Source organism: Arsenophonus sp. aPb (assembly GCF_029873475.1).
Taxonomy (GTDB): domain Bacteria; phylum Pseudomonadota; class Gammaproteobacteria; order Enterobacterales; family Enterobacteriaceae; genus Arsenophonus.
Genome location: NZ_CP123499.1, coordinates 607,459 through 634,292 on the forward strand (window position 1 = coordinate 607,459; position 26,834 = coordinate 634,292).

Below are 26,834 nucleotides of genomic sequence, written 5' to 3' on the forward strand. Positions count from 1 at the left end.
TAGCATAATAATAAGAATAAGCGGATAGATAACTAATAATCCGCTATGATATTTTTTAGTCTATTGTTCTTAGTAATTCATTAATGCCAACTTTCTTCCTGGTTTTCTCATCGACTTTTTTGACAATAATCGCGCAATATAGGCTATAGTTGCCATTTTGGGCCGGTAAGTTACCTGCGACGACGACAGAGCCGGCCGGAATTCGGCCATAGAGAATTTCACCAGTTTCCCTATCATAAATTTTGGTACTCTGGCCAATATAGACCCCCATTGAAATAACCGAGCCTTCTTCAACAATCACACCCTCAACAATTTCAGAGCGAGCACCAATAAAACAGTTATCTTCGATAATGGTTGGATTAGCTTGTAAGGGTTCTAGCACACCACCAATACCTACACCACCGGATAAGTGAACATTTTTACCGATTTGCGCACATGAGCCAACCGTGGCCCAGGTATCTATCATGGATCCTTCGTCAATATAGGCACCAATATTAACATAGGAGGGCATTAAAACGGTATTTCGAGCGATATACGCGCCTTTTCGTGCCGTTGCAGGTGGAACAACTCTAAATCCTTCTTGTTGAAAACGGGCATGATCATAGTCAGCAAATTTCATGGCTACTTTGTCAAAATAGCGGCTTTCTGCGCCTTCGATTAATCGATTATTATTGATACGAAAAGAGAGTAGCACGGCTTTTTTTAGCCATTGATGAGTTATCCATTGTCCATCGATCTTATCAGCGACTCTTAACTGACCTTTATCAAGTTGGTTTATAACCTGATTGATTGCATCACTTAATTGAACATCGGTCGTCGCCGGTGTGATTTCTGCCCGATGTTCAAAAGCATTTTCAATAATGGTTTTAAGTTGCTCCATAAAATTACTCATCCTCTGGGTTGTTATTATTTAACATGTTTACTTTTTTCTTTGTTTATTGAAGTCAGGGTTTGTGCTAATTTTTCTGCCAGCTTTTGTTGTCTATTTTGATCAAGTGCTTGGTTGTTTTGATCAGTAAGTACAAACAAATCCTCAACTCTTTCACCAATCGTTGTGATTCTGGCTCCGTGTAAAAGTACGGCCATTTCAGTAAATATATTACCGATCTGTGCCAATAATCCGGGTTGATCGAGGGCAATAAGTTCCATATAAGTTCGTCTAGCATTTTGATTGGGCAGAAAATGAACTTTAGTAGGTACATTAAAATGGCGAAATCTATGATGGACGTTACGCCTTTTCAATGTATTGCTATCTGAAGTTTTAATAACTTTTAATAAAGCTTGGCGAATATTTTCATAGCGATCTTTAGCCAGAGGTTGTCCTTTAGGATCTAAGACCACAAAAGTATCCATCGTCATATTATCTTTGTTAGTAAAGATTTGAGCGCTGTGAATATTAAGATTTCGTCTATCAAGTTCTCCAGCAACGGCGGCAAATAGTGAAGGCCGATCTGGACACCAGATAAAAATTTCAGTACCACCATGAATAGATATTGTACTGATCAATATTAGCGGTTCATTTAAATTATGTTTTAATAGAGCGCTGGCGTGCCAGGCAAGTTGCTGTGGATTATGACGTAAAAAATAATCAGCATGGCAGCGTGACCATAATTTTTTCAGTTCACCTTCATCAATATTTTTTTCACGTAGTTGGGTTAACGCTTGCAGGCGATGGAGTTGGATACGTTGACGTAAAGTAGGTATTGCTTGTGTACCTTGATTTAATTGATTTTTAGTTAACAGATACAGCTCTTTTAAAAGACTCTGTTTCCAGCTATTCCATAAGGTATTATTGGTTGCGCATATATCGGCAACAGTCAGGCACAGAAGATAATCTAGACGGTTTATTGATTTTATTTCACTGGCAAATTGTTTAATAACCACAGGATCTTGAATATCACGCCGTTGGGCGGTCACTGACATCAAAAGATGTTGACGTACAAGCCAGGCAATTAAGGATGAATCATGCTCAGAGAGGCCGTGGGCTAGGGCAAATTGCTTTGCATCTTTTGCGCCCAGTTCAGAGTGATCTTCTTTTCTACCTTTAGCGATATCATGGAACATAGCCGCCAGACGTAAAATTTCAGGCTGAGCAAGCTTAGCATAAATGGCAACGCATAAAGGGTGTTGGCTATTATTTTTTTCATCAGCAAATTGATCAAGTTTTTGTAATACGCGAATAGTATGTTCATCGACGGTGTAAGCATGAAAAAGATCAAATTGCATTTGTCCAACTATATTTTGCCAAACCGGCATGTAAGCGCTGAGTACATCATGTAAGTGCATGGGAACAATGGCACCTTTTACCGCTCTAGGATGGCGCAGAATAGTAATAAAAATTTCACGAGCAAGCGGGATTTCACACAGAGGTTTAGCCAGTTTTTGACAAGCAAGCCGTAATTGACGTAACGTAGCCGAGTATATTCCTTGAATATTTATATGTTCGGCCATTTGATAAAATAGCCGTAATATGGCAGCGGGCTCACGCTGGAAAAGTGTACTGTCAATCAGATCGATCAGATCTCCTCTAAGTTGAAAGTCATGATCAAGTTTATGTGGTGCAGTTAGGTTTTTTTCGCTAAGAATAGCTTCATCAAACAGTTGTAGCAGCATGCTATTGAGTTCTCGGACACGTCGTGTGGCACGATAGTAATCTTTCATCATTTGCTCAACGGATTGATTGCCTTCACCTTGATAACCGAGTAAGTGGGCAACATTTAATTGATGTTCAAATAATAGGCGATTATCATAACGTTTGATTATTAAATGCAGCGCAAATCGGATACGAAGTAAAAAATTTAGACATATTTTTAACTCGCGATATTCTGCTGGGTTTAGAAAGCCGAAATGAACTGTCTGCTCAATTGTAGTTGTGCCAAAATGTCTGCGAGCGATCCATAACAATATATGAATGTCACGTAAGCCGCCGGGGCTACTTTTGATATCTGGCTCAAGATTGTAACTAGTACTGTGATAACGTTGGTGGCGTAGGTGTTGTTCATTACGTTTGGCGGCAAAAAACTTATCAGATGGCCAAAAATCATCGCTAAATATGGCTTGCTGTAACGCTCGAAACAGAGATTGATCGCCACAAATTAACCTTGATTCAAATAAATTAGTTGCAATCGACAGATCTGCCTGTCCTGCTTGTAAACACTCTTCTAATGTACGTACACTATGACCAATTTGGAAACCTAAATCCCATAATAGTGTAATAAATTGACCTATCTTAGCTGTGATAGTGGTAGCTAAAGGATGCTGACTTAAAATTAATAAGTCTATATCTGACAGCGGATGTAATTCTTGTCGACCATAACCGCCTACTGCAATTAAAGATAATTGAGGAATTGCTGCAAAACCATGAATCTGCCAAAGACGCTGTAACAATTTATCAAGATAATGGCTACGCATGGCAATAAGTTCAGCGGCCGCAACACCCTGTTTAAAAGATTGTTCTAACCATTTTTGCAAGCGCTCTACCTGTTGTTTTAATAAAGGTAAAGTAAACTCTTCTTGAGATAATTTATCAAGAGAAAGGATGAGCGGGACAGGTTGATTACTTTTCATCATGGTTGCGTAACCGAAATTGCTGCAGGAGATCTGATTATGAGATCGCTAATAAATGGTATTAATAAACAATAAAAAATAGTAAAACAATATCATTCACATAAAAGCCTCCAAAATTATGGAGGCCAAGCAGAAAATTATTTATTCACTAATATAGCCGAAATAAATGGTTCTTCTTCTTTTCGCAAGGTTAAAATTTCACACCCATCGTCGGTGACAGCTAATGTATGTTCATATTGTGCTGACCAACCTCGATCTTTTGTTTTTACTGTCCAGCCATCTTTCATCGTTCTAATACGATGATCGCCGGTATTTACCATCGGTTCGATAGTAAACGTCATGCCTTTTTGCAGTATTACACCGCCGTCATCAGCATCGTAATGTAATACTTGAGGTTCTTCATGAAAAACTTGACCAATACCATGGCCACAATATTCACGCACAACCGAAAAATGATGTTGTTCAACAAAATTCTGAATTGCCTGACCTATCGTCCGTAAACGAATACCCGGTTTGACCATTTTTAAGGCAAGATAAAGGCTTTCCTGTGTTACCTTACATAACCGTTCGCCTTGGATAGTTGGTTTACCGACAATGAACATCTTGGACGTGTCGCCATGGAAGCCATTTTTAATCACGGTAACATCAATATTAATGATATCACCTTCTTTTAAGATTTTTTCATCACTCGGAATACCATGGCAAATAACATCGTTAACAGAGGTACAAATAGACTTAGGGAAGCCATGGTAATTTAAACAGGCTGGAATAGCTTGCTGTTTTTCGACAATATGGGAGTGACAGATACGATCAAGTTCTCCGGTGGAAACGCCCGGTCTTATGTAAGGTTCAATAATTTCTAACACTTCTGCTGCCAAATGTCCGGCGATACGCATTTTCTGAATATCTTCTTCCGTTTTAATTGAGATAGCCATGAATTCTGCCTATTTATGCTGTTCTAAGTGAGTAATAAAACACTTATCAGCCAATTATGTTGATTAAATATAAATAATGTATGTTGACGGTTATGTTAGCAGCGAAGCGCGGTTATGCCAACTAACGACTTAACATATCAATTTTTTTTAAAATATGAAAATAGCCAAAAAGTAATGTTCGGTTATTTTAAATTGAATTATTGTTAGTGAGCGGCGAAAAAAATTATAAAAATTATGGCATTAACAACAACACACAATAAAATATTGTCATAGTGAATTTTATTCAGCTAAATGACTTAAGTGCAGAAAAATATAACTATGGGTGGTGTTTTATCTTATTTTATGGTATAAAGCGCGCCGGCATTCTGCGTATTTTCACTGTAGAAAAGGCAGATTGGCACTAACATAAACTTAACTGTGTTATAACACACACAGATCGGCACATTTTCCGGGGTGCTCTTATGTAGGAAGCCCTACAGCTAATGAGTCGGGGAATGGGATCTGTGGAGGCATAACCCCAATTTACTAAATTATAGAGGTTTAAATGGCAACTGTTTCCATGCGCGATATGCTTCAGGCAGGCGTTCACTTTGGTCACCAAACTCGTTACTGGAATCCAAAGATGAAAACTTACATCTTTGGTGCGCGCAACAAAGTGCATATCATTAATTTGGAAAAAACTGTTCCAATGTTCAATGAAGCATTAGCTGAATTGACTAAAATTGCATCACGAAAAGGCAAAATTCTGTTTGTTGGCACTAAGCGCGCAGCAAGCGAAGCTATAAAAGAAGCGGCTAATGGTTGTGATCAGTATTTCGTTAATCATCGTTGGTTAGGTGGTATGCTGACTAACTGGAAAACGGTACGTCAGTCTATTAAGCGCCTAAAAGATTTAGAAGCACAATCTCAGGATGGTACTTTTGATAAATTGACCAAAAAAGAAGCGTTGATGCGTACCCGCGAGCTTAGCAAGCTAGAAAATAGTTTGGGTGGTATTAAAGAGATGGGCGGTTTGCCTGACGCTTTATTTGTTGTTGATGCGGAACATGAGCATATTGCAATTAAAGAAGCAAACAACTTAGGTATCCCTGTATTTGCGATTGTTGATACTAATTCTGATCCAGATGGTGTTGATTATATCATTCCTGGTAATGATGATGCGATCCGGGCAGTTAAGCTGTATCTGGATGCTGTTGCTAAAGCTGTTCATGAAGGTCGTTCTCAGGATCAGGCGATTAAACCAGAAGAAAACATGATAGAGACTGAATAATAAGGCCAGCTCTTCGTTAAGCACAGAAGAGCCCTTATAAACCAGGTATTACAATATATTGGTTATAGGGGCCTAATTGGCTCCTTTTTACTTATCAGAATGAGAATTGTCTGCATGGGATGATTTCCCATCAGATAGATTGAGGAATAAATCACATGTCTGGAATTACCGCTGCTTTGGTAAAAGAACTGCGCGAACGTACTGGCGCAGGTATGATGGAATGCAAAAAAGCATTGGTTGAAGCTAATGGGGATATTGAATTAGCTATCGATAATATGCGTAAATCAGGTCAAGCAAAAGCGGCTAAGAAAGCCGGTCGTGTGGCTGCCGAAGGTGTGATCATGGCGGAAGTTTCTGCCGATGGTAAATTTGGTGCGTTGCTTGAGTTGAATTGTGAAACGGATTTTGTGGCTAAGGATGCGAGTTTTATCTCATTCGGTAATGAAGTATTGCAAGCCGTTGTTGCAAATAAATTGTCAAATATTGATGAATTGAAGGCAAAATTTGAAGAGCAACGTACAGCAATCGTTGCCAAGATTGGTGAAAATATTAATATCCGCCGAGTTGAGATCCTAGAAGGTGAAAAAATCGGCTGTTATTTACATGGTGTTCGCATTGGGGTTCTTGTTTCTGCTGAAGGTGCGGATAATGAGCTTGTCAAACATATTGCTATGCATATCGCGGCGAGTAAACCTGAATATGTTACACCAGCAGATGTGCCAGCCGATGTTGTTGCCCATGAACATCAAATTCAATTAGATATCGCAATGCAATCTGGTAAGCCGCGTGAAATTGCGGAAAAAATGGTCACTGGCCGCATGAATAAATTTACTGGTGAGATCTCTTTAACTGGTCAACAATTTGTTATGGATCCAAGCAAAACAGTTGGTGCGTTATTAAAAGAGAAAAATGCAAAAGTGACTAACTTTATCCGTTTTGAAGTTGGTGAAGGTATCGAAAAAGTGGAAACTGATTTCGCTGCTGAAGTAGCGGCAATGAGTAAATAATGATACCAATTGATAAATAGAGCCGCCAATGGGCGGTTCTGTTTTATCTAATATTGATAATTTATTTTTTATCTGTCTGATAATACATTATCAATGATAATTTATGTGTAAATATGCCACTAAATTATTTGATTCAGCATATGCTTAATTCAACGAATTAGGGTTATTATTTAAACTAAATTATCTTTTTACTAAAGAAATGAAGAAAAGTAACTAATCAACTATTTTACATTCAGACTTTGAACAAAGAATTTTAAACCTTCAATAATTTATCTGCTCAGGACGAAACACCATGGCAACTAATGCAAAACCCGTATATCAACGTATCTTGCTTAAGCTTAGTGGCGAAGCTCTACAAGGTTCAGAAGGTTTTGGTATTGATGCGAGCATTTTAGATCGTATGGCGCAAGAAATTAAGGAGCTGGTAGAGTTAGCGATACAGGTTGGTGTCGTTATTGGTGGTGGCAACCTATTTCGTGGTGCAGGACTAGCCGAGGCTGGGATGAATCGTGTCGTTGGCGATCATATGGGAATGCTAGCGACAGTAATGAATGGATTAGCCATGCGTGATGCTTTACATCGTGCATATGTTAACGCCAGGCTTATGTCTGCAATACCATTAAATGGTGTATGCGACAATTATAGTTGGGCTGAAGCTATTAGTTTGCTTCGTAATGGCAGAGTTGTTATTTTCTCGGCAGGCACTGGAAATCCTTTTTTTACAACAGACTCAGCGGCTTGTTTACGAGGTATAGAAATTGAGGCAGATGTTGTTTTAAAAGCCACCAAAGTTGATGGTGTCTATTCTGCCGACCCATCAAAGAGTTCCGATGCGGTTTTTTACGATAAGTTAACTTATCAGGACGTATTAGAACGTGAATTAAAAGTGATGGATTTGGCGGCATTTACTCTGGCTCGTGATCATAATTTACCTATTCGCGTTTTCAACATGAATAAACCCGGTGCGTTACGTCGGATTGTGATGGGTGAAAATGAAGGCACGTTAATCTCACGTGATTAATCTCTTGAGAGACACGAATGATTTTTAGCGGTATGATATTCTCAGCATCGTTAAAATAATTGAATTGGGTTATCGGTTATAGCCTAAATATTTATAACCAGTTGCTAAGGGTTTAAATGTGATTAATGAAATCAAAAAAGATGCTCAAGAACGTATGGAAAAAAGCGTTGAAGCATTGAAAAGTCAAATCAGTAAAGTTCGTACTGGCCGTGCATCGCCAAGTTTATTGGATGGTATAGTGGTTGAATATTATGGTGCTGCAACGCCATTGCGTCAGTTAGCAAATATTACAGCTGAGGATTCACGTACTCTCGCCATTACTGTGTTTGATCGTACGTTAGCACCGGCAGTGGAAAAAGCCATTATGGCATCAGATCTGGGTCTTAATCCTTCTTCAGCAGGAACCATAATACGGGTGCCTTTACCGCCGTTGACGGAAGAACGACGTAAGGATTTGATTAAAGTTGTGCGTAATGATGCTGAACAAGGGCGTGTTTCTGTTCGTAATGCACGACGAGATGCAAATGATAAAATCAAGGCCTTACTAAAAGATAAAGAAATTAGTGAAGATGATGAACGTCGTGCACAAGATGAAATCCAGAAGTTGACCGATAATTTTATTAAAAAAGTTGATGAAGCTCTGGAGCAAAAAGAAAAAGAATTGATGGAATTTTAAACATTTTTATAATAAAGCCATACGCTTTATATAAAAAGTAAGTATGGCTTTATTATATCGCTAAATTTATTGCTCCATTTTTATGTTATGCTATATCGCTGAGTTAGGTATAATCCTTTTTAATTAAATAGTAGAGCATACATATCACAATGATACGTCTGACAATTTTAGGCTCGACGGGTTCAATTGGTAAAACGACACTATCAGTAGTCAAAGAAAATCCAGCAAAATTTGAAATTATCGCATTAGTTGCACATAAAAATGTGGCTACTATGGTTCAGCAATGCTTAGAATTCCAGCCACAATATGCTGCTATGTCAGACGAAAAATCAGCCAATGTTCTAAGAAGCATGCTAATTAAACAAGGATGTAAAACTGAAGTTTTATCAGGCCAAAAGGGAGTTTGTGAACTAGCTGCACTGGATAATGCGGATCAAGTTATGTCAGCGATTACTGGAATTGCTGGTTTAATACCAACATTAGCTGCGATCCGTCAAGGTAAACGTATTTTATTAGCCAATAAAGAATCATTGATTACGAGTGGGCAACTGTTTTTCGACGCCATCAAAAAATATGGGGCTCAGGTACTGCCGATTGATAGTGAACATAATGCGATATTTCAAAGTTTACCGACTGAAATTCAGCGTAATTTAGGTTTTGCTAATCTTGAGCAACATGGGATAACGCGCATAGTATTAACTGGATCAGGTGGCCCTTTCCGTGAAATTGCCCTTGCTTCTCTTAAGAATATGACGCCTAATGAGGCTTGTAATCATCCTAATTGGTCTATGGGGCGTAAGATTTCGGTTGATTCGGCAACCATGATGAATAAAGGGCTTGAATATATTGAAGCACGGTATTTCTTTAATGCCTCAGCCGAGCAAATTGAAGTTATCATTCATCCACAATCTGTTATTCATTCGATGGTACGCTATCAAGATGGGAGTGTGATCGCTCAATTAGGTACGCCTGATATGAGAACACCGATTTCTTATAGTATGGCTTATCCAGATCGTATTCCTTCAGGTGCGGCTGCACTTGATTTTAACCAATTATCTTCATTAACCTTTATTGCTCCAGATTACCAGCGTTACCCTTGTTTGAAATTAGCCATTGATGCTTGTCATCATGGGCAAGCAGCAACCACAATTTTAAATGCTGCGAATGAAGTTTCCGTAGCTGCGTTTTTGGCAGGAAAGCTTCGATTTACAGATATTGCGCAAGTTAATTTGGATATAGTAGAAAGGTTAAGTTTAGCCGAACCTGATAGCATTGATGCAGTTTTAGCGATTGATAGTGAAGCACGTCAAATGGCAATTAATTATATTGAAACATTAGCAATATCCTATTAATAAATAATTTTAGATGCTTAAATGTTTCTATATTTATCTCAGCTTAATTTTTATAAAATTATAATGAGTTAAGGGTATTAAAAATGAATAAAGAGCTAACTATTAACTTTTTAGTAAATATGAAAATTGTTTGCCTCATCTTAAGTAATTATATTTTTATTATCCAAAATAATTAAGTGCAATAGTTATGTTAGCTTATAGTAAAGGAACTCTTTTGGCATGAAACTTATGTATGATAATGATAGCTCACAGCAACGAATTCCGAGGCATGTTGCTATTATTATGGATGGTAATGGACGTTGGGCGAAACTACATGGAAAGTTAAGAATCAAAGGGCATCGAGCAGGAACAGAAGCGGTGCAAAAAGCGGTTAAATTTGCAATCGAAAATGAGATTCAGTCTTTAACACTCTATGCCTTTAGTAGTGAAAATTGGAGTCGACCAGAAACTGAGGTTAGTGCTCTGATGGAACTTTTTACTTGGTTTCTAGATGATGAAGTTAAAAACTTAAATATTCATAATGTTAAATTAACTATTATTGGTGATATCAGTCGATTTAAACCTAAATTACAAAACCGTATTAAACACGCGGTTGAATTAACCGCAAATAATTCTGGACTACAGCTCAATATTGCCGCTAACTATGGTGGTCGTTGGGACATTACCAATGCAATAAGACTTATTGCTGAAAAAGTTAAAGCAGGTTCATTATTACCAGAAAATATTAACGAAGATAGGGTAAATGAATTTATTAGTCTACATGATCAACCAACCGTTGATTTAGTGATTAGAACTGGGAGAGAATATCGTATCAGTAATTTTCTTTTATGGCAGATTGCTTATGCTGAATTTTATTTTACCGATGTGCTCTGGCCGGATTTTGATGAAGAAGCTTTCAAGAGTGCAATTGTGGCTTTTAATCAGCGTGAACGACGTTTTGGTAACACTGAGCCTGATGATATCAATGAAGAATAGGGGACTCTTTTGCTAAACTTAAATTCTCGTATCATTACAGCTATCATACTTGTTCCATTAGTTATTGCTGCACTTTTTTTCTTACCGCCTAATTTGTTTGGTTATGTTATCATTGTTATTTGCTCGTTAGCTGCTTGGGAATGGAGCCAATTCATTGGCTGGACAGCGCCGATTAAACGAATGATATGTGCTGTTTTATTTGGTATTTGTTTATTGGGTTTACAATTATCATTGCAAGATCTCAGTCAATTAACAACAGAGCCTTTGATTATTTATATTTTATCGGCTGGATTAGTTTGGTGGTTAGTTGCGATAATCTTGGTTGTCACTTTTCCTACTTCTGCTCGATTCTGGTCCCAGTCAGTAATATTAAAAATTTTGTTTGGTATTTTAACCATTTTACCTTTTTACTGTGGCATGTTGGTGTTAAAAAGTGTCGATTATCATATTAACAATTTTATCGGTGCTTGGTGGATACTTTATGTCATGCTATTAGTTTGGAGTGCAGATACTGGCGCTTATTTTTTCGGTCATTTATTTGGTAAACACAAACTGGCAGCAAAGGTTTCTCCTGGTAAAACCTTGGAAGGTATGCTCGGGGGGATGTTGACAGCGGGTATTATTGCCTGGTTATTTAGTTTATCTGTTCCTGTTTTGCTGATATCCAAGAATTTACTATTTTGTTCTGTTATTGTTGTGATTATCTCTGTGTTTGGTGATTTAACGGAAAGTATGTTTAAACGTCAGTCTGGGATTAAAGATAGTAGTCATTTAATTCCAGGACATGGTGGTGTATTAGATCGAATCGATAGTTTGACAGCCGCTATACCTGTCTTTGCAGGATTGACATTGTTATTTTTTGGTTCTTAAGGTATATCATGGGATTTCTTTGGAGTTTAGCTGCATTTATTATTGCATTAGGTGTGCTAATTATCGTACATGAATTTGGCCATTTCTGGGTAGCTAGGCGCTGTGGTATTTATGTTGAACGTTTCTCCATTGGTTTTGGAAAAGCCTTATGGCGTAAAGTAGATCGCCATGGGACAGAATTTGTTATCGCTCTGATCCCCTTAGGTGGTTATGTTAAAATGCTAGATGAGCGAGTTGCTCCTGTAGCGCCAGAGTGTCGCCACTTTGCTTTTAATAATAAAACAGTAGGTCAGCGTGCCGCAGTGGTTAGTGCTGGGCCAATCGCCAATTTTTTATTAGCAATATTTGCTTATTGGTTAGTTTTCATTATTGGTATACCTTCCGTGCGCCCGGTTATTGAAGATATTCAATCAAAGTCGATTGCTGAGCAAGCTAATATTTCACCAGGTATGGAACTAAAATCAATAGATGGAATCGAAACCCCTGACTGGAACGCAGTTCGTCTCGCCTTAATTAGTAAAATTGGTGATGAGGAATTAAGTTTGAAGGTTTTACCTATTGGAAATTCAACGCCGATAAGCAAAGTGATTGATTTGAGGGAATGGCACTTTGATCCAGAAACCCAAGATCCAGTTTTATCTTTGGGGATTATGCCTGTTAGTGCCAGACAAGATCCGGTTGTACGTAATATTCAACCTGGCTCAGCGGCGGCATTATCAGGTTTACAAATAGGAGACAGGATTGTAAAAGTAGGTGAACAAATAATAGATATTTGGCATCCATTCACCTATTTTGTTCGACAAAGTCCTAACGTTCCATTGTTATTGACTATTGAAAGACAAGGTGAACAACAGCAATTAACGTTAACACCGGAAGTAAAAACGATAGCTAAAGGCCAGCAAATTGGTTTTGTTGGGCTTGAATTATCAGTAATACCACTGGCAGATGAGTATAAAATCACTCAGCAATATGGTCCGTTTTATGCGCTGTATCAGGCAACGGATAAAACGTGGCAATTAATGAAATTGACAGTAAGCATGATAGGTAAATTGGTTACCGGTGATATTAAACTTAATAATCTTAGCGGACCTGTTTCTATTGCAAAAGGGGCCGGCATTTCCGCTGAGTCCGGGTTAGTGTATTATCTGATGTTTATTGCATTAATTAGTGTCAATTTAGGGATCATTAACCTGTTTCCTTTGCCTGTATTAGATGGTGGGCACTTACTTTTCTTGTTAATCGAAAAGATTAAAGGAGAGCCAGTGTCTGAGCGTGTACAAGACTTCAGCTATCGTATTGGTGCTATTGCATTGATATTATTAATGGGGCTTGCACTTTTCAATGATTTCTCTCGTCTTTAAGAGAGAGACTAGTTAGGAATACTCATAACAACAATGGCGATGAAAAAGTTGCTCATAGCATCGCTGCTATTTGGCAGCGCCACTGCATACGGTTCAGACGGGTTTGTAGTACAAGATATTCATTTTGAAGGACTTCAGCGTGTCGCCGTTGGTGCAGCACTATTGAATATGCCGGTTCGGGTAGGAGATACGATTAATAATGACGATATAGGTCGTACTATTCGAGCGCTATTTTCAACTGGTAATTTCGAAGATGTTAGAGTTTTGCGTGATGGAAATACGCTAATTGTTCAAGTAAAAGAGCGGCCAACCATTGCAAGCATCACATTCTCTGGTAATAAGTCAGTTAAAGACGATTTATTAAAGCAAAATCTGGAAGCTTCAAATATTCGCGTTGGTGAAGCCCTTGATCGCACTAAGCTTGCGAATATCGAAAAGGGTCTTGAAGATTTTTATTACAGTGTTGGTAAGTATAACGCGACGGTTAAAGCTGTAGTCACACCGCTACCGCGTAATCGTGCTGACTTAAAATTAATCTTTTCTGAAGGCGTTTCAGCTAAGATCCAACAAATTAATATCGTCGGTAATAAAGCATTTACCACTGCTGAATTGGTAAATCGTTTTCAATTACGTGATGATGTGCCTTGGTGGAATTTTATTGCTGATCAAAAATATCAAAAACAAAAACTAGCTGGCGATTTAGAAACACTACGCAGTTTTTATCTCGACCGAGGTTATGCCAAATTTAATATCGACTCAACCAATGTCAGTCTCACACCAGATAAGAAAGGTATTTATGTCACCATCAATGTGACAGAGGGCGATAGATATACCATATCAGGCGTTGAATTGAATGGCGAAACCGCTGGTCATTATGATGAAATCAATCAATTAATCACCATCAAACCTGCTTCGCTTTATAATGGTACTGAAGTCACTAATATGGAGAACAAAATTAAGGATCTCCTTGGCCGTTATGGTTATGCCTATCCCCGTGTTATTACCCAACCTGAAATCAACGATGAAGATAAAACGGTAAAACTGCATGTGAATGTTGATGCGGGTAGCCGTTTCTATGTTCGCCAAATCCGTTTTGTCGGCAATGATGTTAGTAAAGATTCTGTTTTACGTCGTGAGATGCGTCAAATGGAAGGCGCTTGGTTAGGCAATGATTTGGTTAACTTGGGTAAAGAACGATTAAATCGAACTGGTTTTTTTGAGACTGTTGATGTTGAAACGCAACGAGTACCCGGTACACCGGATCAAGTTGATGTTGTCTATAAAGTTAAAGAACGTAATACCGGCTCGATGAACTTTGGTATTGGTTTTGGTACTGAGAGTGGTATCAGTTTCCAAGTCGGCGTTCAACAAGAAAACTGGCTTGGTACAGGTAATGCCGTTGGTATTAGTGCCAGCAAAAATGATTATTCGACTTATGCGGAATTATCATTAACTGACCCTTACTTTACGGTTAATGGGGTTAGCTTAGGTGGGCGATTATTCTATAATGATTTTAGTGCCAAGGATGCCGATCTTTCACGCTATAATAATAAAACCTATGGTGTTGATAGTACCTTAAGTTTTCCTTTTAATGAAAATAATGCATTTCGAATCGGAGCAGGTTTTGTTCATAACTCCCTATCTGATATGAAAGCTCAAGTTGGCATGTGGCGTTATTTACAAAGTATGGGTGAAAATCTCAATTTTGATGATAAAGCGCGCTATAATGCTAATGATTTTACCCTTAATTTAGGCTGGACTTATAATAACTTGGATCGTGGTTTCTTCCCGACAGCGGGGAATAAAACCTCATTAAATAGTAAGATCACTATTCCAGGTTCTAACAATCAGTACTATAAGATTCGGTTTGATACATCGCAATATTATCCGATTGATGAAGATAAAAAATGGGTGGTATTAGGTCGAGCACAACTGGGTTATGGTAATGGTTTTGGCGGTAAAGAATTACCGTTTTATGAAAACTTTTATGCTGGTGGTGCCGGAACGGTACGTGGTTTCCGTTCCAATAATATCGGACCTAAAGCGATTTATCTTGAACAAGATAAAAAAACAGGGCAAATCAATCCAAAATCGGGTAGTCCATCAACGGATGCTGTTGGTGGTAATGCAATGGCAACAGCGTCATTAGAATTAATTACGCCAACCCCGTTTATTGATGAAAAGTATGCTAATTCAATCAGAACCTCTTTCTTTATTGATGCGGGTACTGTTTGGGATTCGAATTGGAGTAACACCCCGGCAAGCTGGAGAGCAGGAATGCCTGACTATGGTAAGGCATCCAATATTCGAGTTTCGACAGGGATTGCATTACAATGGATGTCACCGCTTGGCCCACTGGTCTTTTCTTATGCCAAGCCAATAAAAGATTATGAAGGTGACAAATCTGAAGAGTTTCAGTTTAATATCGGTAGGACGTGGTAAAACGTCAATTCATCAATTCGCTTGTGGTCAGTTCATAAGAGATAAGGAGTTTAGTGTGAAAAAATTGTGGTGTGCAGCAGGTTTAGGTTTAATTTTATCCGTATCTGCCAGTGCTTATGCAGAGAAAGTTGCCGTTATTAACGTAGGTGAAGTTTTTCAGAACATAGCGACCAATAAAGCAGTATCTAAGCAACTGGAAAAAGAGTTCAAAGGACGAGCGAATGAGTTGCAAAATATGGAAAAAGACTTACAGGCTCGGGCGGAAAAATTGCAAAAAAGTGCAGCTAAGCCTAATGAGAAAGATCTGCAAGCGTTTGAGGCTAAACGGACAGATTTTCTTAAAAAAGCACAGCAATTTGAACAAGATAACCAGCGTCGTCAGCAAGAAGAGCGCAATAAAATTTTGCAAACTATCAAGACGGCCACCAAAGCTGTTGCTGAGAAAGAGCGTTATGACGTTGTGGTTGACGCGAGTACGGTTCTCTACCCAGAAAACAGTTCCAACCTGAAAAATATTACCGATCTGGTTATTAAGAAGGTTAAATAATAAATGGTTTCTATTCGATTAGCTGATTTAGCCCAAAAATTGGACGCGCAGTTACATGGTGATGGTAATATTATCATCACCAGTATTGCGCCTATGCATTTAGCGAAGGAAGGGCAAATTACTTTTTTATCGGATAGCCGTTACCTAACGCAATTAGCAAAATGTAAAGCTGCTGCTGTGGTATTAAAGCAGAAGGATCTACCAGATAGTACAATAGCAGCATTAGTGGTTAAAGATCCTTATCTTGCCTATGCGCGATTAGCTCAAATTTTGGATACAACGCCTAAGCCTGCACAAAATATCCATCCTTCTGCAGTTATTGCCGAAGATGTTCAGCTCGGTGAAGATGTTGCCGTTGGCGCTAATGCCGTTATCGAGTCAGGGGTGACATTAGGTAATCAGGTTATTATCGGCGCAGGTTGCTTTATCGGTAAAAATGTCAAGATCGGTCAGTCTACGCGTTTATGGGCAAATGTTTCGATTTATCATAATGTTGAGATAGGCGAACAGTGTCTAATCCAATCTGGAACAGTCATTGGTTCAGATGGGTTTGGCTATGCAAATGAAAAAGGCCAATGGGTAAAAATACCGCAATTAGGTACAGTTATCATTGGTAATAATGTCGAAATCGGTGCTTGTACTACCATTGATCGCGGCGCACTGGACAATACAATTATTGGTAATGGGGTCATCATTGATAACCAATGTCAGATTGCTCACAATGTGATTATCGGTGATCATACTGCTATTGCTGGTGGGGTTGTTATGGCCGGTAGTCTGAAAATAGGCCAATATTGTATGATTGGTGGAGCTAGCGTGATTAATGGACATATGGAAATTTGTGATAAAGTTACTATAACCGGAATGGGAATGGTAATGCGTCCAATTAGTGAGCCTGGAATATACTCTTCAGGCATTCCATTACAGCCAAATAAGGTTTGGCGAAAAACAGCCGCTTTAGTCTTGAATATTAACGAAATGGCTAAGCGCCTGAAGGTACTAGAACGTAAGGTATTTAGTAAAAATAACTAAATACCATTGTGTAGATTTGTTAATTGCGGCCTGCGGAGTAACCTTATTTAGGGTTAAAGCAGGCCGCATTATTCATATATGATTTTTTAAATTTAAACAAGAAGAGTCTTTTCTATGAGTGATAAACATACTCTGGATATAGAAGAAATTTTAGGGTTGTTACCCCATCGCTATCCTTTTTTGTTAGTTGATCGTGTGTTGGATTTTGAAGAAGGTAAATTTTTACGCGCTGTAAAAAATGTCTCTTTTAATGAACCTTTCTTTCAAGGTCATTTTCCTGGTAAACCCATATTTCCGGGTGTATTAATTCTTGAAGCCATGGCTCAGGCTGCTGGTATTTTAGCCTTCAAGAGTGTCGGAAAATTGGAGCCTGGTGAACTTTATTATTTCGCTGGCATTGACGAAGCAAGATTTAAGCATCCGGTACAACCTGGCGACCAGATGATTTTTGAGGTAACGTTTGTTAAAACGAAGCGTGGTTTGACACGTTTTGAGGGTATAGCAAAAGTGGGTGATAAAGTTGTATGCGAAGCGACAATGATGTGTGCTCGCAGTCAAGAAGCGTAAAAATGAGGGCTGAAATGATTAATAAAACAGCGATTATTCATCCTTCTTCTATTATTGAAGAGGGCGCGATTATCGGTGCGAATGTCCGTATAGGCCCGTTTTGCTATATTGGTTCTCAGGTTGAAATTGGGGCAGATACCACCCTGAAATCTCATGTGGTTGTCAATGGCAATACTAAAATTGGTTGTAATAACCAGATATTTCAGTTTGTTACGATAGGTGAAATTAATCAGGATTTAAAATACCAAGGAGAGCCAACTCGTGTTGAGATTGGTGATCGTAATCGCATTAGAGAGAGTTGCACTATTCACCGTGGTACCCTACAAGGCGGAGGTTTAACCAAAATAGGTAATGATAATCTATTGATGGTAAACACCCATATCGCCCATGATTGTTTGCTAGGCAATTATTGTATAATTGCTAATAACGGTACGCTTGGTGGACATGTTAAACTGGATGATTATGCCATTATTGGTGGTATGAGTGCGGTGCATCAATTTTGCCAAATTGGTGCTCATGTTATGGTTGGAGGCTGTTCCGGTGTTGCCCAAGATGTTCCGCCTTATGTCATTGCGCAAGGCAATCATGCGACTCCTTATGGAGTGAATATTGAAGGTTTAAAACGTCGTGGTTTTGATAAAGAATCACTACATGCGATTAGGAACGCGTATAAAATCCTTTACCGGTGTGGTAAAACGCTAGACGAGGCCAGACAAGAATTGGTTGAACTAGGCAAAAATAATCAACAGGTAAAAATACTGAGTGATTTTTTAGAAGATTCAGCGCAATCTAACCGCGGGATTATTCGTTAACAAGCAACCTGAATAGGAGAAATCTTTGGCGAATAGTCAGCAAGTTGCAATTCAACAACGACCTTTGACTATTGGTCTCGTTGCGGGAGAAACATCAGGCGACATACTTGGTGCGGGTCTTATTCGTGCGTTAAAACAGCAAGTTCCTAATGCGCGTTTTGTCGGTGTTGCCGGCCCATTAATGCAAGCAGAGGGCTGTGAAGCCTGGTATGAGATGGAAGAGCTTGCTGTTATGGGGATAGTTGAAGTTTTGGGGCGACTTCCGCGATTATTAAAAATTCGTGTTGACCTAACTAGACGTTTTGCTAACTTGCAGCCTGATATATTTGTTGGCATAGATGCGCCTGACTTTAATATTACGCTTGAGAGGAAATTAAAGCAAACAGGGATAAAAACCATTCATTACGTCAGTCCTTCTGTTTGGGCGTGGAGACAAGATCGTGTTTTCAAGATAGGGGAGGCGACAGATCTGGTGCTTGCTTTGTTACCCTTTGAAAAAAGGTTTTATGATCGCTACGACATTCCCTGTCGTTTTATCGGCCATACCATGGCTGATATCATACCGTTACAGCCTGATAAACAGGCAGCCAGAGCACAACTCAGTATAACCCATGATGCTAAATGTTTGGCTATTTTACCGGGTAGCCGTCGTGCTGAAATTGAAATGTTGAGTGCAGATTTTTTGCACGCTGCTCAGATTTTGACAAAAGACTTTCCTCAATTGCAAATCTTAGTTCCTATCGTTAATCAACAGCGTCGGCAGCAATTTGAAGCAATTTATCGAGAGGTTTCACCAACCTTACCACTGAAAATTTTAGATGGCCAAGCGCGCATAGCGATGATCGCAGCTGATGTCACTTTATTAGCTTCTGGGACAGCATCATTAGAATGTATGTTAGCAAAATGTCCGATGGTAATTGGATATCGAATGAAGGCAATAACCTATTGGTTAGCTAAGCGCCTGGTTAAAACGCCTTTTATTTCGTTGCCTAATTTATTGGCAGGCGAAGCATTGGTTAAAGAATTTATTCAGCAAGATTGTCAACCTGAACAATTAGCAGTCTCACTTAAGTCATTACTGAACGACGAAAAAAAGGTTGAGCAGCTAAAACAGACCTTCTTGCAACTGCATAAAAGTATCCGTTGTCATGCCGATCAACAAGCAGCTGAAGCCATCTTGGAGCTAAGTAAAAAATGAATAATTTTATTTATCCTAAAGCTAAGTTTATTGCTGGTGTCGATGAGGTTGGTCGAGGGCCTTTAGTCGGGGCAGTGGTGACAGCGGCTGTGATTTTAGATCCCAAGCAGCCAATAATAGGACTGGCGGATTCAAAAAAATTAACTGAGAAGCGGCGTAATGCACTCTATATTGAGATTCAAGACAAGGCATTATGTTGGAGTATTGGACGCGCAGAGCCCGAAGAGATAGATAAAATCAATATATTACAGGCAACTTTTTTAGCCATGCGCAGAGCAGTGGCAGGACTTACTACTCGGCCTGATATTGTGTTGGTGGACGGCAATAAGAGCCCTGGCTTTCCTGTACCCTCTCAAGCAATTATTAAAGGTGATAGTTTAGTGCAGGAAATTAGCGCCGCGTCAATATTAGCGAAAGTGACCCGTGATAGGGAAATGCGAGAGTTAGATATCCTTTTTCCAGAGTATGGTTTTGCTCAACATAAAGGTTACCCAACAGCATTTCATTTAGAAAAACTGGCTCAGCATGGTGCAACACAGTTTCATCGCAAAAGTTTTGCTCCTGTTCGCCGAGTACTAAATTCTAGAGAGTATAGCTAAGAAAATGGCCGAACCACGTTTTATACACCTGCGCGTACATAGTGACTATTCCATTATGGATGGGTTAGCAAAAATTAACCCACTCGTTAATCGAGTGGCAGAATTAGGCATGCCGGCACTGGCGATAACTGATTTTACCAATCTTTATGGTTTAATAAAATTTTATGGTGCTGCTCATGCAGAGGGTATTAAGCCGATAATTGGTGCAGATTTTTATCTAGAAAGTGAGTTACTCGGTGATGAAGTTGCTCATTTAACCATACTGGCTAGAGATAATAAAGGTTACCATAATCTGACCTTGCTTATTTCAGCCGCCTATCAAAAAGGTTATGGCGCGATAGGACCAACAATCAAACGAGAATGGTTGGTAACCCATAAAGAGGGGCTATTATTACTCTCAGGTGGTTGCCAGGGAGATGTGGGTAAATTTCTATTACGCGGAAATCAGCAACTGGTTGAGCAATGTTTGGATTTTTATCAAACTCATTTCCCTAATAACTATTATCTGGAACTTGTCAGGACAGGACGGCCTGATGAAGAAAGCTATTTACATGCAGCAGTTCAATTGGCAGCTGAAAAAGGCGTGCCAGTCGTTGCCACCAACAATGTCCGCTTTATTAATAGCGATGATTTCGCCGCACATGAAATACGGGTGGCTATCCATGATGGTTTTACACTCGCTGATCCGAAAAGACCTAAAAATTATAGCCCTCAGCAATATCTACGCAGTGAACAGGAAATGGTTGAATTATTTGCTGACATTCCTGAAGCACTTGAAAATAGTGTCGAAATTGCTAAGCGCTGTAATGTGATGATGCGTTTAGGTGAATATTTTCTGCCGCAATTTCCCACTGGCGATATGGCAACGGAAGATTTTCTTATCAAATGTGCAAAAGCTGGTCTGGAAGAACGTTTACAATTCCTTTATCCCGATGAGAAAGAGAGAGCTGAACGACGAGTAGAATATGATGAACGTTTAGATACCGAGTTACGCGTAATTAACCAAATGGGTTTCCCGGGTTATTTTCTGATCGTAATGGAATTTATTCAATGGTCAAAAGATAACGCTATCCCGGTTGGCCCGGGACGAGGTTCAGGTGCTGGCTCATTAGTGGCTTATGCATTAAAAATTACCGATTTGGATCCGCTTGAATTTGATCTGCTATTTGAACGTTTTCTTAATCCTGAACGTGTATCCATGCCTGACTTTGATGTCGATTTTTGTATGGAAAAACGCGATCAAGTCATTGAACATGTTGCGCAAATGTATGGTCGTGAAGCTGTCTCACAAATTATTACCTTTGGTACCATGGCAGCAAAAGCGGTTATTCGAGATGTTGGCCGGGTATTGGGGCATCCGTATGGATTTGTTGATCGTATCGCCAAATTAGTTCCACCTGATCCTGGTATGACCCTTGAAAAAGCATTTGTTGTAGAGCCACAACTGCAAGAAATTTATGATGCTGATGAGGAAGTTAAGGCATTGATAGATATGGCGCGTAAACTGGAAGGTGTGACGCGCAATGCAGGTAAACATGCTGGCGGGGTGGTGATTGCACCGACCAAAATAACCGATTTTGCACCACTTTATTGTGATCCTGAAGGGCAAAATCCGCTTACCCAATTTGATAAAAATGATGTTGAATACGCCGGTCTAGTAAAATTTGATTTTCTGGGTCTGCGGACTTTGACAATCATTAGTTGGGCGTTAGATATGATTAATCAACGTCGAGCAAAACAAAATTTAGCGCCTATTGATATAGCGACGATCCCGCTCACTGACCAAAAATGTTTTGACCTGCTCCAACGGGCAGAGACGACAGCGGTATTCCAACTTGAATCGCGTGGTATGAAAGACCTGATTAAGCGATTACGTCCTGATTGCTTTGAAGATATGATAGCTTTGGTTGCACTTTTCCGTCCCGGCCCACTACAGTCAGGGATGGTGGATAATTTTATTGATCGTAAGCATGGACGAGAAGCTATCTCCTATCCTGATGTTGAATGGCAGCATGAATCATTACAACCGGTTTTAGAACCTACCTACGGTATCATTCTTTATCAAGAACAAGTTATGCAGATTGCGCAGGTGCTTGCTGGCTATACGCTAGGTGGAGCAGATATGCTCCGGCGGGCAATGGGTAAGAAAAAGCCTGAAGAAATGGCACAACAGCGCTCAATTTTTGAAGCGGGAGCGGTAAAAAATGGTATAGACGGTGAGTTAGGCATGAAAATCTTTGATCTGGTGGAAAAATTTGCCGGTTACGGATTTAATAAATCACATTCTGCTGCTTATGCGTTAGTTTCTTACCAGACCCTGTGGTTAAAAACCCATTATCCGGCTGAATTTATGGCCGCTGTAATGACAGCGGATATGGATAATACCGAGAAAGTGGTTGGTTTAGTTGATGAGTGTTGGCGTATGGGCTTGAAAGTACTGCCACCCGATATCAACAGTGGATTATACCATTTTCATGTCAATGACAGAGGTGAAATTGTTTATGGTATTGGTGCAATTAAAGGTGTTGGTGAAGGCCCAATAGAAGCCATTATTGAATCTCGACAAAAAGGTGGTTATTTTAAAGAAATTTTTGATCTTTGTGCGCGGGTCGATACTAAAAAACTTAATCGTCGAGTGATGGAAAAATTGATTATGTCCGGTGCTTTTGATCATTTAGGTCCGCATCGAGCCGCATTAATGTCTTCATTAGAAGATGCCTTAAAAGCGGCAGATCAACATGCTAAAGCAGAAGCTATTGGACAAACTGATATGTTTGGCGTATTAGCTGAAGCGCCTGAGCAGGTTGAACAATCTTATGCTAGTGTAGCTAAATGGCCTGAACATTTAATATTAGAAGGTGAACGTGAAACGCTAGGTCTTTATTTAACTGGCCATCCGATTACCGCCTATTTGTCAGAGATTGAACGTTATACTAGTGGATTGAGACTTAAGGATGTGAATCCAACGCCGCGGGGACAAATGTCTACGGTGGTTGGTTTAGCGCTAACAGCTAAAGTGGTAACAACTAAACGTGGCAACAGAATAGGCATATGTACTTTAGATGATCGCTCTGGACGCTTGGATATCATGTTATTTTCTGATGCATTAGAAAAGTATCAGCATTTACTAGAAAAAGATAAAATATTAATTGCCACAGGTCAGGTCAGCTTTGATGATTTCAATGGTGGTAATAAAATGTCTGTTCGTGAATTGATGGATCTTAGTGAAGCTCGTGCAAAATATGCCAGGAGTATTGCTATTTCATTAACAGATAGACAAATTGATGACCAATTATTAAACCGTCTTCGTAGCACATTGGAACCTTATCGTTCAGGAACAATACCGGTTCATCTTTATTATCAGAAGAAAGACGCGCGCGCTAAATTAAAATTAGGTGTCACTTGGCGGGTTACTCCGACAGATAATCTTCTAACTGAGCTGCGAACTCTGCTAGGAAATCAGCAGGTAGAATTAGAATTTGACTAAATAGGAATATTATGAGCCTTAATTTTCTGGATTTTGAACAGCCGATTGCGGAGTTAGAAGCAAAAATAGACTCGTTAACGGCAGTAAATCGTCAGGATACCAAGCTAGATATTGACCTAGATGAAGAGGTTGCTAGACTTCGCGAAAAGAGTTTAGAGTTAACACGCAAAATTTTTTCTGACTTAGGTGCTTGGCAAATAGCACAACTTGCTCGCCACCCGATGCGACCTTATACCTTGGATTATGCTCAGCGTATATTCACTCATTTCCAAGAGCTAGCGGGTGATCGTGCTTATGCTGATGATAAAGCCATTGTTGGTGGATTGGCTCGATTGGATGGGCGTCCGGTAATGGTTATTGGGCATCAAAAAGGACGTGAAACAAAAGAAAAAATTCGGCGCAATTTTGGCATGCCAGCACCGGAAGGATATCGTAAAGCTCTACGATTGATGGAAATCGCAGAGCGTTTTAAATTACCGATTATTACCTTTATTGATACACCGGGAGCCTATCCTGGTGTTGGAGCGGAGGAACGCGGTCAGTCTGAAGCAATTGCCCGTAATTTACGTGAAATGTCACGGCTCTCTGTACCTATTATCTGTACCGTAATTGGTGAGGGAGGCTCTGGTGGCGCATTAGCTATTGGTGTGGGTGATAAAGTGAATATGTTACAGTACAGCACTTATTCTGTTATCTCACCTGAGGGCTGTGCTTCTATTCTTTGGAAAAGTGCCGATAAAGCACCATTAGCCGCTGAAGCGATGGGGATCACCGCTTCGCGTTTAAAATCACTTAATCTGATTGATAACATTGTTGAAGAGCCGTTGGGTGGCGCGCATCGTAATTATGAGCAAATTGCGCATAATCTTAAACAGCGGATTTTAAATGATTTGAGTGATATCGATTCATTTAGTCCGGAAGAGCTGATAAACAGACGCTATCAACGTTTAATGGAATGTGGTTATTGCTAATATCGCGGTAGCAAATGAATAAAATGGAAATAACTATTAATGGTTATTTCCATTTTTTAATGGGTAAAATGTTTCATTGTTGATTTATTATCAGAAATGATCCTTAAAAAAATTTATTTCTCCTTTTATTTTCTAAGTAAATTTTATTTAATACAATACATTATATGAATACTGTTAGTATGATGAGTGGAAAATAGAGCAAATAATTAATGCCGAACAGAGGTAGTAAGAATAATTATGAATGTTGATGAGGCTGCATTACTGAACCAAATTATAAAAGCTATCGGCTCAACACGCCGAATATTGCTAGGCTTCAGTGGTGGACTGGATTCAACGGTTTTATTACATGCCTTAGTGACATTACGTCAAACCGCAGTGCCAAATCTTAACATCCGTGCGGTCTATATTCATCATGGGCTTAATGATAAAGCTGATGATTGGGCTATCCATTGCCAGCAAGTTTGTTGCGACTTGCAGGTAGCGTTTTATTCACAGCAGGTTTATATCGATCCGACTAAAAAAGGGATAGAAGCAGCGGCGCGTGATGCACGATATCGAGCGTTTCGCGAAATATTATTACCTGAAGAAATTATTGTTACTGCCCAACATTTAGATGATCAAGCAGAAACTTTTTTATTAGCATTAAAACGCGGGAGTGGGCCAGCAGGCTTATCTGCCATGCCAATTTCTATTCCGTTTGCTGATAGCTATTTAATCAGACCTCTATTATCTTTTAGCCGTCAGCAATTAGTTGTTTATGCGCAAAAAAGAGCACTTTCTTGGATAGAGGACGATAGTAACCAAGATCAGCGCTATGATCGTAACTTTTTACGTTTGGCGATAATGCCACATTTTAACCGGCGCTGGCCACATTTTTCGCAAGCGGTTGCCAGAAGTGCCAGTTTATGTGCAGAACAAGAAACCTTACTAAATGAGTTACTACAAGATTATTTATCTCAGCTAGTAACGGCAGAAGGAGCCTTGCAGCTTGATGCTTTAGCAAGTTATTCTGAAATAAAACGTAACGCAATATTACGCCGGTGGTTGAGTTTTCATCGAATTTTGATGCCTTCTCGTGTTCAATTAAAACAGATTTGGCAAGACGTGATCTGTGCGCGGCCAGATGCCGAACCGCAATTTAAGTTAGCTAACAACAATGTTATTCGGCGTTTTAAACAACAACTTTGGTTGCTACCTCAATTTAACGATCTGACTAAAATTTGTTTAGTGTGGCAGTTGCCTGCAGCCATTAAATTGCCCGATAACTTAGGGACGCTAAGGGTGGTAGATAAAGGTATTAGTTTGCGTGCTCCATTACAAAATGAAAAGGTTACTATTCGATTTGGATTAAAAGGCAATATTAAAATTATTGGCCGTCAACACGCGAGGCGGAGTAAAAAACTTTGGCAAGAATTAGGGGTTGCTCCATGGTTAAGAGAAAGAATACCTTTGATTTATTATAACGATGAACTTATTGCGGCTGTTGGCGTATTTATTACCGAATCAGGGCGATGTATTCAAGGGATGTCTGAATTGAAAGTAAAATGGATAACAGATAAAAAACCCTTACTTTACTAGTAAGGGTTGTTATTGCGCTTGTTTAATATGGCTTCTTTTATGATCCAGAATGATCAATAACGATGTCTCCAATTTCAGGATGACTAAAACTAACAATATGATCTAATCGCAGTTGCTTTTTTTCATTAGCGGCATCAACAACCAGATATTCAACCTGTTTTTTTAACAGCAGATCGATTGCTTTGCCTTCAATAATCTCCCCATTATTTAGTTTTATGGTTAATAGAAGACTATGTTGGCAAGCGAGTTCTAAATAATCATAGTCATCACAGTTAATTGGTTTGTATTCAGTATCTTTAGACATAATCCCTCACCACTATTGTTAAGTGGCGGTTATTTGCCGCCTTCGGATATTTGTAATTATAAGCATCTACTACTTAAAGCGCATAATAGCAGCAGACTTTTTTTTGTAACGAAGCACGAAAACGTCAGTATGATTTTGGCTAATATTAATGGTACACAATGAAATTGAATAAATGGTTTTAAATATTGTTTAACCAGGTAAAATGATTTGCTGAAAATAAGCGATTGTTATTGTAATAGATCTATGTTATTGATGGATTTTGG

The 26,834-nt window shown here is 39.2% G+C and carries 22 protein-coding genes; 18 read left to right on the forward strand and 4 right to left on the reverse strand.

Annotated elements, in window-relative coordinates; all coding sequences use genetic code 11:
• Positions 1–55 precede the first annotated feature (55 nt).
• From dapD to map, 3 genes are all read right to left on the reverse strand, one after another.
• The gene (dapD, locus tag QE177_RS02600; RefSeq protein ID WP_280551200.1) at positions 56–880 is read right to left on the reverse strand and encodes a 2,3,4,5-tetrahydropyridine-2,6-dicarboxylate N-succinyltransferase; all 825 of its coding nucleotides are present in this window, start codon (positions 878–880) and stop codon (positions 56–58) included.
• Between the two features lie 26 nt (positions 881–906).
• Positions 907–3,570 carry a bifunctional uridylyltransferase/uridylyl-removing protein GlnD gene (glnD, locus tag QE177_RS02605; protein WP_280551201.1) on the reverse strand — a complete coding sequence of 888 codons (2,664 nt, stop codon included), beginning with the start codon at positions 3,568–3,570 and terminating at the stop codon, positions 907–909.
• 134 nt (positions 3,571–3,704) lie between these two features.
• Entirely contained in the window at positions 3,705–4,502 is a 798-nt protein-coding gene (gene map / locus QE177_RS02610) for a type I methionyl aminopeptidase (RefSeq protein WP_280551202.1), read from the reverse strand.
• A 544-nt stretch (positions 4,503–5,046) separates the two neighbouring features.
• Here map and rpsB point away from each other — a divergent pair.
• From rpsB to tilS, 18 genes are all read left to right on the forward strand, one after another.
• Positions 5,047–5,772 carry a 30S ribosomal protein S2 gene (gene rpsB, locus QE177_RS02615; RefSeq protein WP_280551203.1) on the forward strand — a complete coding sequence of 242 codons (726 nt, stop codon included), beginning with the start codon at positions 5,047–5,049 and terminating at the stop codon, positions 5,770–5,772.
• Between the two features lie 155 nt (positions 5,773–5,927).
• Positions 5,928–6,779 (forward strand): translation elongation factor Ts, encoded by an 852-nt coding sequence (tsf, locus tag QE177_RS02620; RefSeq protein WP_280551204.1) that lies wholly within the window; start codon positions 5,928–5,930, stop codon positions 6,777–6,779.
• A gap of 292 nt (positions 6,780–7,071) precedes the next feature.
• Complete coding sequence (gene pyrH / locus QE177_RS02625; protein ID WP_026822084.1) at positions 7,072–7,800, forward strand: UMP kinase; 729 nt, start codon at positions 7,072–7,074, stop codon at positions 7,798–7,800.
• Between the two features lie 118 nt (positions 7,801–7,918).
• Positions 7,919–8,476 carry a ribosome recycling factor gene (gene frr / locus QE177_RS02630; RefSeq protein ID WP_180560456.1) on the forward strand — a complete coding sequence of 186 codons (558 nt, stop codon included), beginning with the start codon at positions 7,919–7,921 and terminating at the stop codon, positions 8,474–8,476.
• 149 nt (positions 8,477–8,625) lie between these two features.
• The gene (gene ispC, locus QE177_RS02635; protein WP_280551205.1) at positions 8,626–9,828 is read left to right on the forward strand and encodes a 1-deoxy-D-xylulose-5-phosphate reductoisomerase; all 1,203 of its coding nucleotides are present in this window, start codon (positions 8,626–8,628) and stop codon (positions 9,826–9,828) included.
• Between the two features lie 219 nt (positions 9,829–10,047).
• Entirely contained in the window at positions 10,048–10,803 is a 756-nt protein-coding gene (gene uppS / locus QE177_RS02640; RefSeq protein WP_280551206.1) for a polyprenyl diphosphate synthase, read from the forward strand.
• Between the two features lie 9 nt (positions 10,804–10,812).
• Positions 10,813–11,673: a phosphatidate cytidylyltransferase gene (gene cdsA / locus QE177_RS02645; RefSeq protein WP_280551207.1), complete on the forward strand. Its 861-nt coding sequence runs from the start codon at positions 10,813–10,815 to the stop codon at positions 11,671–11,673.
• Positions 11,674–11,678: 5 nt separating this feature from the next.
• Complete coding sequence (gene rseP / locus QE177_RS02650; protein WP_280552196.1) at positions 11,679–13,034, forward strand: sigma E protease regulator RseP; 1,356 nt, start codon at positions 11,679–11,681, stop codon at positions 13,032–13,034.
• Between the two features lie 33 nt (positions 13,035–13,067).
• A complete protein-coding gene (gene bamA, locus QE177_RS02655) occupies positions 13,068–15,476 on the forward strand; it encodes an outer membrane protein assembly factor BamA (protein ID WP_280551208.1) in 2,409 nt (802 codons plus the stop codon).
• A 55-nt stretch (positions 15,477–15,531) separates the two neighbouring features.
• Positions 15,532–16,023 carry an OmpH family outer membrane protein gene (locus QE177_RS02660; protein ID WP_280551209.1) on the forward strand — a complete coding sequence of 164 codons (492 nt, stop codon included), beginning with the start codon at positions 15,532–15,534 and terminating at the stop codon, positions 16,021–16,023.
• Between the two features lie 3 nt (positions 16,024–16,026).
• The gene (lpxD, locus tag QE177_RS02665; RefSeq protein WP_280551210.1) at positions 16,027–17,055 is read left to right on the forward strand and encodes a UDP-3-O-(3-hydroxymyristoyl)glucosamine N-acyltransferase; all 1,029 of its coding nucleotides are present in this window, start codon (positions 16,027–16,029) and stop codon (positions 17,053–17,055) included.
• A gap of 114 nt (positions 17,056–17,169) precedes the next feature.
• The gene (gene fabZ / locus QE177_RS02670; RefSeq protein WP_280551211.1) at positions 17,170–17,622 is read left to right on the forward strand and encodes a 3-hydroxyacyl-ACP dehydratase FabZ; all 453 of its coding nucleotides are present in this window, start codon (positions 17,170–17,172) and stop codon (positions 17,620–17,622) included.
• 14 nt (positions 17,623–17,636) lie between these two features.
• Complete coding sequence (gene lpxA, locus QE177_RS02675; RefSeq protein WP_280551212.1) at positions 17,637–18,434, forward strand: acyl-ACP--UDP-N-acetylglucosamine O-acyltransferase; 798 nt, start codon at positions 17,637–17,639, stop codon at positions 18,432–18,434.
• Positions 18,435–18,483: 49 nt separating this feature from the next.
• Positions 18,484–19,632, forward strand: a complete 1,149-nt coding sequence (gene lpxB, locus QE177_RS02680; protein ID WP_280552197.1) for a lipid-A-disaccharide synthase — start codon at positions 18,484–18,486, stop codon at positions 19,630–19,632.
• Positions 19,629–20,231, forward strand: a complete 603-nt coding sequence (gene rnhB / locus QE177_RS02685; protein WP_280551213.1) for a ribonuclease HII — start codon at positions 19,629–19,631, stop codon at positions 20,229–20,231. The genes lpxB and rnhB overlap by 4 nt, the downstream gene beginning before the upstream one ends.
• A 4-nt stretch (positions 20,232–20,235) precedes the next feature.
• Positions 20,236–23,718, forward strand: a complete 3,483-nt coding sequence (gene dnaE / locus QE177_RS02690) for a DNA polymerase III subunit alpha (protein WP_280551214.1) — start codon at positions 20,236–20,238, stop codon at positions 23,716–23,718.
• Positions 23,719–23,729: 11 nt separating this feature from the next.
• A complete protein-coding gene (gene accA, locus QE177_RS02695) occupies positions 23,730–24,689 on the forward strand; it encodes an acetyl-CoA carboxylase carboxyl transferase subunit alpha (protein WP_026822070.1) in 960 nt (319 codons plus the stop codon).
• Positions 24,690–24,926: 237 nt separating this feature from the next.
• On the forward strand, positions 24,927–26,267 hold the full coding sequence (gene tilS, locus QE177_RS02700; RefSeq protein WP_280551215.1) for a tRNA lysidine(34) synthetase TilS: 1,341 nt from the start codon (positions 24,927–24,929) through the stop codon (positions 26,265–26,267).
• 37 nt (positions 26,268–26,304) lie between these two features.
• Here the strand turns inward: tilS and rof are convergent, their stop codons facing one another.
• Entirely contained in the window at positions 26,305–26,571 is a 267-nt protein-coding gene (rof, locus tag QE177_RS02705) for a Rho-binding antiterminator (protein WP_280551216.1), read from the reverse strand.
• Between the last annotated feature and the right edge of the window lie 263 nt (positions 26,572–26,834).